This window comes from Nostoc flagelliforme FACHB-838 (genome assembly GCF_014698065.1).
In the GTDB taxonomy this organism is placed as follows: Bacteria; Cyanobacteriota; Cyanobacteriia; order Cyanobacteriales; family Nostocaceae; genus Nostoc; species Nostoc flagelliforme_B.
The window spans coordinates 1-7,950 of record NZ_JACJSI010000271.1 but is presented as its reverse complement, the minus strand read 5'-3'; the positions used below and the strand labels follow the sequence as shown (position 1 = coordinate 7,950).

Sequence of the window (7,950 nt, the reverse complement as noted above, 5' to 3'; positions counted from 1 at the left end):
TAAGTCGGAAATTTCGATTCCGTAGGCGAGGCAGTTTTCATTCATGCCTCTTAATCTACCATTTACGTGTACTTATTTTTTACAGTAGCAGGATAACTCCTGTGAACGTTTACAGGAGCAGGATGATGAATTGAGTCTTTAAATAGTCAACGTTCAAGAGAGTGAACTGTACAGTTAGCTTTGTAGTATTAATGTAGTTTTTAGTAGTTAATTTTGATTCAAGTGATTTTGAATTCACTTTGATCCTCACTTTTTTTCAAAAAAACTTTCCGCCAAACGTGGCGTACTGTGCGTCAGAAAATGACATTAATTTTTGGCTGGAGCATAATATCACTACAACATTTAAAAATGCATAAATTCTGGCATTTTCCATTGATTTGCCATTGAGATGCCATACCCATGCCATTGAAATGCCATAATTGAGCCAGTTTTAACCCTAATTCTCAATAGTGATAATTAGTTGATAATTGAGGTTTCCAAATTCCATTGATTTGCCATTGAGATGCCATTGGCGTGCCATAAATCAGCCATAATGGGAGCCAATTTTTGATAATACATAAAGAAGCCAAAATTGAGCCATTGGGGTAAGTTTTTAGTTCGTATGCGAAGTTTTTTCAGATGAACTCTCTAGCGTTTACTAATTTGTGGCAGTCAAAAAGAATGACGATATGTGGCAGTCAAGAAAAAAATGAAATTGATAATGAGCTAGGGGTGAGCTATGTCTACCCCAAAATCGGACATACTAGAGTGAGTTATTATCATTAACTTCAAGTACAGTCCTGTTTATTGTGGATGCCAATTCAATTTTGCAGCGAGCTTTAAGTGACTTCTGCTCACAAGTACTTTTTGATACAAGTTTTGTGGCGAAGGCGTTTAAGCAGATACACTTCATGAAACGCGAGTTTGGCAAAGGGTATGCCTTAATTAATGTTGGAGAGTTTCGCCCAGACATTGGTGAATTCATTCACCCAGAAAAAGATGGGCTTGGAACTTTGTGGCTGGATGAAGAGACAACTCATCAATATCTAAACAGCGAAATGGCCGCTAACGTTTTGAACGTTGTCGATCACGAATCCTGCCCCCCTCACCACGAAGTTTTCATTTTCATGGGCAGTATTGATAATGGCGATGCAATAAAAGAAGGTCGATACAGTGTAGCTGTCATGAGTTTCAATGTTGCTGACCCCTACCGCATCAAACCCTCATCAATTACATCTAAGCAAATTGAAAAACGGTTGCGACGGATGGCGAATAGCGGAGTACGTCTGTTAATTATAGATACCTCTAATCCTGATTTTATGGGTAAGAATCTTGCAAAATGGCTGCGTGAAATCAAAAGATTAGGAAAATACGCGGATCAACACTTTAGCGTCATGATAGATGCTACTGATGAGTTTCCAGCAGAACTCCCACCGGATTTACAATCGGACTGCTGGACTATCAGGTTTGGTAAGTAAGGGAGCGACTGCATTGCACGTTCGACTAACAATGTGGAATTAATAATTTTAGCTGTTTAAAAATTGAGAAATCACTCTGCTGCACCTTAATTAAATCACCACAATGCATCGAATTTTAATATTTGGCAATTCCGGTTCTGGAAAAAGCACTCTTGCAAATAGACTTGGTAAAGACTTCAGGATTCCAATTCTTGATCTCGATACTATCGTTTGGGAACCAAATCAAATTGCCATCCGGCGGACTCAAAAGGATTCAGCAAAGGATCTACAAGACTTTATAGAAAATAATATTTCTTGGATAATTGAAGGCTGCTACAGTACGCTAATCGAAGCTGCTATCCAATTCTCAACTGAAATTTATTTCCTAAATCCCGGCATTAGTAAGTGTCTTGAAAATAACCGCAATCGACCTTGGGAGCCGCACAAATTCAAATCAACCGAGGAGCAGGCACAAACATTCGAGTTTCTACAGAATTGGATTCAACAATATGAAGAACGCTCAGATGAATTCGGTTATTCATCCCATCGTTCAATATTTAATCAATATAATGGCAGAAAACATGAAATTATCGCATAACCCAATCATCTCAAATTACGGGGACATCACAATGAATCGAAAAGAGTTTGAGGCTCTTATTACACGTAATAGCCCTTACGTGTAACTTGATACGGTCGGTGTGCAACGGGATTGTTGGGTTGCTCAACTGCATCTCAGACTTTTGGTATCCATCCAACCATAAGCCACTTCAATTAACGGTTTTCCACCAATTTCAAGCTCTTTTTCATGAACTGGATACAAATAACATGAAGCAGCCCAACGGTTCACTTGAGCGACTGTAAGTAACCTCAAACTCAGCACCAAGCTCCTTAAGCAGTTCGCTCCAAGCGAATTGTTATACCGTCGTTTCCACAGGACGACTCATTACATAGACTGCATGGGTTTTATTACCAAATTGTCGAGGTTCCGTCTTGCGGATAACCTTGAATCCCAAGCTCTTCCAAAACTGTAAGCCTAACTCATTGGCTTCAACCACAGACAATGATACTTGCTTGACTCCCTGTGCTGATACCCAATTTTCAAACGCCTGATAAAACTCTGAACCTAATCCTTGACCTCGCTGCTCAGGACTCAACATCATCAACCCTAACCACCACGTCTGATTGTCTGGGTAGTGTCGAATCGATTCAATCATTCCTAACAGATCATTCTGTGGATTGAACAATCCAAAAATATATTTGTCCTGGGTCGTTTTTCCATCTGGCACAGCATCAAATTCGTCACGCGCTGCCATTGGTGAAGGCAGTTGACCATCGGTTAGAAGAGCAAACTCCGTGCATTGCTCGTAGAGGCTTTGCAGCACTGCCGCGTCCTCTGGTTTGAGGAGCTTTGCTGAGTAACCAGGACGATTTAGAGCGAAACTTGCTGAATTATTCATGCTTTATCACCAACAATATTTGTGATCGCCCCCAACTTACCATTGATAAGTAAGTCAGCAATTTCAAAAGCATTTTCCCATTGCACGTTTGAGCCATTACGTGTAATTACTGGCTATATATATTGATGTGGCGTTGAGCCGACAATCGTGTAATTTCCGTTTAGATGGTAGAGAGAAGAGCATATACTCTGTGGTTGATTTCGGCAGCCCCCATGAAGATCACATCTATGTAACGTTCAAATCCCAAAACTTTTGGGAATACTAAGTTTACGTTTTTACGAGACATAAATACATACTTTACAACCCTAGATAAATTGCAATCTCGATAGAGTTGGCATTTCTCCAGGGTTTTTTATATGCAATAGGTTTATTAGCGCATAGTATGTAACCTGAGTTCGGGTTAAGCCAAAAGCTAAAAAGCTTATTATGTAAGGATTGAGCCAAGCTCTAAGTGTTTAAAGAAGCGATTAAAGTTGAATCATTTTATCAATAAGGTTCACAAATGAGACTAATCTCAACAACATGACTTATTGATAACAAGTTAAACCGGGGCTTTGGAGCAAACAACGAGAAATAAGGGGTTTTGAGGATTTATTATCCCGAACTCAGGTTATTTTATGGACAGTCTACACCGCTTGAAGCCCCATTCTTTCGTTGAGAGACGCGCCACTGCACTTTTGTGGCGAATAGTTATCAATTGATGTGACTAGCTTTTAGCTGTTCTCTACACTAGTGTCAAAGTTACTATTTTGCAGTAAATGAGATTCTCGGATTTGAGTTTCGTTTAATTCATCTTTATAGCGGTTCAACACTTTTAGGGTTTTATTGACTTCTTCCAGGTAGGGGTCAGTTTCTTCTAATTGTTGAGCATCCAATTCTAAGAACTCAATAACCTTGGACAATGAGGGCAAAATACTTTCCATTGTTGATTTGTGCTGCGAATCACAGCACGCGAGTAAAATTACTACTGACACTTTTCAAGCTTATATACAAAGCTTTAGAATAATCAGCCTGATTTCATACATAGCAATCTAGCTACTTCGGTTACGCCAAGGTAGCGATCTCTTGTCAAGAAGAGCGCCTACGCGCCCCAAAACCTTAATTTGACGTGAGCGCCAGTCAGGGCTGACTGGCATCACCGTGCCAAAAAAGGTTTTTTGTACAAATCGAAAATTTCAAGTGTCTGAAACGATGATTTTTCTTTTTGTTCAAACTTGATCAAAACTAGCAGCATAACCATAGTTCCTTCACCAAAAAGCACTTCTTGAAAGGCTTACCCCATCTGAGTTTCAGTCTTAGCATACAATTTACCCGGTTTGACAGGGTGACGCCAGTTTTAGTTTTTAGCCTTAACTGAACCGTATTGTCCCTGCATGGTATTGAGCTTTTTTAGCTTTTTATTGATAATTTAGTCCTTTCAAAGCAAGCAAATATTGAAAGTATCGCTACGAAAGACACAGAAGGCCTAAATTTTACCCCGCATTATATTCTGGCTGAACGATATCAAAACAATTGACAATCAAATCTAAATTTTGCTCATTTTAAATTTAAATATTTTCTTGTATGGTTCTGTATAATATTCTGCCTGAACATATCAAAACAATTGACAATCAAATCTAAATTTTGTTCATTTTAAATTTAAATATTTTATTTTAAATTTTTGCTAACAGTAGCATTTGTTGTTTTTTATTTAGAGTTTTGGTTAATTAACATTTATTCAATTAAAGGATTTTAACTTATCCTTAACTGAATTATAAACACTTCTAAACTAGCTGTCAAAAATAAATATTTAGTTAGATAATATAGCGTTTCTTTATTGAAGATGAAAGTCAAAAAAATGCTTTCATTTATGCCCTTGATCTTCCTCATTATGCAGGAATTTCAGTTTGAGTAATATGGAGTTTGATTCTGATGGCAACTTCTGAGAATAGCAACAATTTAACTGGTAATAACAATTTTTCCTTCAGTGATGGAAAATGGCAGTCCCCCGATGGCAGCACTTTAGATGGTGGCGCTAGCGGTGGCTTCGGTGCTGGTGGTGCTGGTGGTGCTGGTGGCTTCGGTGCTGGTGGTGCTGGCAGTGCTGGTGGTGCTGGTGGTGCTGGTGGCTTCGGTGCTGGTGGTGCTGGCAGTGCTGGTGGTGCTGGCAGTGCTGGCGGTGCTGGTGGTGCTGGTGGCTTTGCTTCCTTCATCGGTGGTGGCAACTCATCCACAACCAGTGAAGATGGAAAGTACAAATATAATTACGAACGACCACTCGACGAGCGGGCTTTAACTGATACTAATAACCCGTTCAATCAATTGATCGGAGTCATTGGCGGTGACACCAGCGCATTAGGTGGTAACAACCCCTTTGCTGGTGCTATCCCCGCTGGTGGTGCTAACAATGCCGCTGCTGGCGGTAGCGCATCTGGTGCTAACAATGCCGATGCTGGCGGGAACCTCCCCGGTAATTTACCATTTGGTAGCACTCCCCCCTCCAAGGAAAGTGGTAGCAACCTACCTGAAACTGGCAATGGTCTACCTGTACCTTATAAGAGCGACAACTGGATATCTGATATTCAAAAATTAGATGGTGCAGATGCTACCGAGAACAGTGGCCAAGGTAACGGTAACTGGTTATATGGTAGCAAAAACACAACCAACGGTAATGGTAACTGGGGTTTTGGTAACGAGAACACAACTAACGGTAACGGTAACTGGAACTATGGTGATGGCGGAAAAACCGAAGGTAATGGTAACTGGGGCTTTGGTAACGAAAACACAACCAACGGGAACGGTAACTGGAACTTAGGCAATAACAACGACATCCTTGGTAATGCCAATACACTCCCTGGTAGTAACAATGACATACTTGGAAGTGGCAACACTGCCAGTGTAAGTAACAGCAATTTCCTTGGAAACCGGATTGAAGCCAGTGGTGATGGCAAAACACTCATTGGTAATGAAGGCTGGAATTTCTCTGTTAGTGGTGAACTGGTATCGCTAGGTAGTACTACGCCAAGCCCAGCTATAGGCACTGATGTCAATAGTTTACTCAACAGTCCTGACCTTGTATCATCCGCTATGTCAAATCCAGGCTACAACAACCCGAATTATGATTTCTCTGCCATAGCCTAAAACTGGCGTTGCAGACAGGAACTAAATGCTACATTCATTACACTCTAACCCTACATCGTCTTCACACGCGGTTGTAGGTTTTTTTTGATATGCCCAACCTTCCCCAACTTTACGGTACAAGGTTGTTTTATTAATGCACACGGTATTTACTTGCTCTTCATCCAATGGGGTTTCAACTGTCGGTACTGCTTGGGTTGACTCCGGCGAGGTAAATTCAGCAGATGCCATGATTAATTGTTAATAGGAGAGAAATTGCGGTCTAATTCAATCTTAATTGTCTATCGAGTGTCTACATGACTGGCGGCATTGTCGATGCTGTCGCCTGTTGGGGCGGGGCGTGGATGTTGGGAAATAAGATTATCACGGCATCACGGCAAAAGCTGAACACACAAAGACTTGATCCCTAAAGCAACGGGACTTCAAAGTGCTTCGGAAGAAAGAAGCGCAGGCATCGCACTTCTTGGGAAACGGGACTATCACGCCATCCATTCCACCCAATCGGGGGCAAGAGCCACCAGTTGAGCAAACTTGTTCGGGTCAACATCCTCAAACTCCAGCATCACGCCGCAACGCTCATCAATCGTTAACGTACTCAGTAATTCTTTAACTGATTCTACACCGTACTCCACCCTTTCAATCGCCAGTCGAGCATAATATTTAACCCGCTCCCACCAAGAATCACTGAGTTCTTCATCTGTGTCCATACCCCCCCGATTATTACTTCCATCTTCATTAATGGGGGGTGTGGACGGCGGGTTAATCCCATACTGAGACTGCATTCTAGCTGCATAAGCGGCATCTCGCTCAAGTAACTCTTGGCGTTTGCGTTCCTTCTCCTGCCGTTGACGAAGCCGATACTCTAATACCTTCTGGGCAAACTCTACAGCCTCAGTATTGAGCCGATAGTACCTAACGCGCTTACCATCTTCAAGCGGTCGCCGTGATTCGGTGGACAGTCCGAGTTGAGAAAGATACTGCCCCAAAATCCACATAGGAGATTCATCGAGGGGAATGGTCAGGTTGAGAATGCCTTTAACGTGAAATGCGTTGCGTTTTGAGAACTCTGCTAAAACTTGAATCATCGCTTCGTCCCCTTTAATCTCAACCCCAGACATGAGATCCATCAACACCGCCCTCAATCCCAGCCGATGACGCATAAGCCAGGAGGTAGAATGGTTACTCCAGTCTGTGCAGATAGCCAAGCGATCGCGCTCTGATTTATCCCGTTCGGCAACAACAGCCGGTGGTGCAACAAACTCCCGCCCCTGATCATCGGTAATCATTTCCCCAGGCGTTGCCAATATTGCTTCCAGTGCGACAATCTTTTTAATTAAGCGTCCTCCATCATCTTGCTCAACCAGTTCCGGGGTAACGCTCATCCCGTAAGTGTCTTGTATGCGGAACTTCTCACACTCCAAAACCTCTTCTGGCTTGAGATAGTCTTGGTGCTGCCTAGCCGTATAAGTCCTTCTATCAATACCTTTGGCATTAGCAACCTTGCGAAAATGTTCTTCATCGATGGCAATACCTGCCGCTTTCATCCACCGGGAAGCCCCCTCATCGGTTGCATCACCCACAGGCGCAATAGTATTACCCATTTCTTCTAAAAGCGATCGCAGATCAGCCCGAAGATTATTAATCGACCAATTCCGTTGCCCCTCAATCTGACAACTAGCATCCAATGCCCAATCCTTCTCTGCCCCACGTTTGCCCGTTTCTCGGTTAATGCGAATCAGAAAAGCGGTCATCTCATTCGTTTGGAGAATCCTTTCCTTGATGCGACGGGCATTAGTTTCGGCGTAACCAAAGGGAGGACGCGGAGCAACCCAAACATACATGGGGACATTTGGACGATACCGCCATAACTGCTGGGCGCATTCTGTAGCCGACTGCGAGACAGCATGAAACACGCCAAACACGGCATCAAAATGATAGCT

6 protein-coding genes and 1 pseudogene are annotated in these 7,950 nt (G+C 42.4%); 3 read left to right on the top strand and 4 right to left on the bottom strand.

Going from position 1 to position 7,950, the window contains the following annotated elements; genetic code table 11:
* Window positions 1-890 precede the first annotated feature (890 nt).
* Together H6G97_RS40415 and H6G97_RS40410 are read left to right on the top strand one after the other, a co-directional pair.
* The gene (locus tag H6G97_RS40415) at window positions 891-1,457 is read left to right on the top strand and encodes a hypothetical protein (protein WP_190946237.1); all 567 of its coding nucleotides are present in this window, start codon (window positions 891-893) and stop codon (window positions 1,455-1,457) included.
* Between the two features lie 103 nt (window positions 1,458-1,560).
* Complete coding sequence (locus tag H6G97_RS40410; protein ID WP_190946236.1) at window positions 1,561-2,034, top strand: P-loop NTPase family protein; 474 nt, start codon at window positions 1,561-1,563, stop codon at window positions 2,032-2,034.
* 316 nt (window positions 2,035-2,350) lie between these two features.
* On the opposite strand, the gene H6G97_RS40405 is transcribed toward H6G97_RS40410, so the two are convergent.
* Both H6G97_RS40405 and H6G97_RS40400 read right to left on the bottom strand, forming a co-directional pair.
* Complete coding sequence (locus tag H6G97_RS40405; RefSeq protein ID WP_190946235.1) at window positions 2,351-2,893, bottom strand: GNAT family N-acetyltransferase; 543 nt, start codon at window positions 2,891-2,893, stop codon at window positions 2,351-2,353.
* 713 nt (window positions 2,894-3,606) lie between these two features.
* Window positions 3,607-3,795, bottom strand: coding sequence for a hypothetical protein (locus tag H6G97_RS40400; RefSeq protein ID WP_206759153.1), 189 nt, complete (start codon window positions 3,793-3,795; stop codon window positions 3,607-3,609).
* A 1,009-nt stretch (window positions 3,796-4,804) separates the two neighbouring features.
* On the opposite strand from H6G97_RS40400, the gene H6G97_RS40395 reads away from it, so the two are divergent.
* Window positions 4,805-6,013, top strand: a complete 1,209-nt coding sequence (locus H6G97_RS40395; RefSeq protein ID WP_190946233.1) for a hypothetical protein — start codon at window positions 4,805-4,807, stop codon at window positions 6,011-6,013.
* Window positions 6,014-6,034: 21 nt separating this feature from the next.
* Here the strand turns inward: H6G97_RS40395 and H6G97_RS40390 are convergent, their stop codons facing one another.
* Together H6G97_RS40390 and H6G97_RS53805 are read right to left on the bottom strand one after the other, a co-directional pair.
* Window positions 6,035-6,241: a hypothetical protein gene (locus H6G97_RS40390; protein WP_190946232.1), complete on the bottom strand. Its 207-nt coding sequence runs from the start codon at window positions 6,239-6,241 to the stop codon at window positions 6,035-6,037.
* Between the two features lie 248 nt (window positions 6,242-6,489).
* Window positions 6,490-7,950: pseudogene (locus tag H6G97_RS53805) on the bottom strand (bifunctional DNA primase/helicase); the annotation flags it as partial.

Coding starts and splice junctions, on each gene's coding strand:
- H6G97_RS40415 (WP_190946237.1), top strand. CDS start 891: ATGAAACGCGAGTTTGGCAAAGGGTATGCCTTAATTAATGTTGGAGAG.
- H6G97_RS40410 (WP_190946236.1), top strand. CDS start 1,561: ATGCATCGAATTTTAATATTTGGCAATTCCGGTTCTGGAAAAAGCACT.
- H6G97_RS40405 (WP_190946235.1), bottom strand. CDS start 2,893: ATGAATAATTCAGCAAGTTTCGCTCTAAATCGTCCTGGTTACTCAGCA.
- H6G97_RS40395 (WP_190946233.1), top strand. CDS start 4,805: ATGGCAACTTCTGAGAATAGCAACAATTTAACTGGTAATAACAATTTT.
- H6G97_RS40390 (WP_190946232.1), bottom strand. CDS start 6,241: ATGGCATCTGCTGAATTTACCTCGCCGGAGTCAACCCAAGCAGTACCG.